Below are 243 nucleotides of genomic sequence, written 5' to 3' on the forward strand. Positions count from 1 at the left end.
CAGGGCTGGCATTGCTTTTAGGGATTGGCTGCGTCGGTAAAGCGGCCATCTGCACGCCGCTTTCACAGGCTTCGCAAACGTATTTTTGTCGTGCATGCACCAAGACTTGAACCACCGCCGGGATAATATCCAATTGCTCGCTGGTGTCTTCGCCGATGTGTTTTTTGGCGCAACCGCAGGCGCAGATTTTATCGGCCAAAGGAAGATCATGTTCAATGCGTACACGGGGTAATTCAGCCGGTA

1 protein-coding gene is annotated in these 243 nt (G+C 52.7%); it reads right to left on the minus strand.

Translation table 11 applies throughout. From position 1 onward, the window contains the following. On the minus strand, positions 1-199 hold a 199-nt coding region (locus WG929_RS21425; RefSeq protein WP_416207646.1), incomplete at its 3' end, for an IS66 family transposase zinc-finger binding domain-containing protein. Positions 200-243 lie beyond the last annotated feature (44 nt).

It is taken from the genome of Oceanobacter antarcticus (assembly GCF_044962685.1).
Lineage (GTDB): Bacteria > Pseudomonadota > Gammaproteobacteria > Pseudomonadales > Oceanobacteraceae > Oceanobacter > Oceanobacter antarcticus.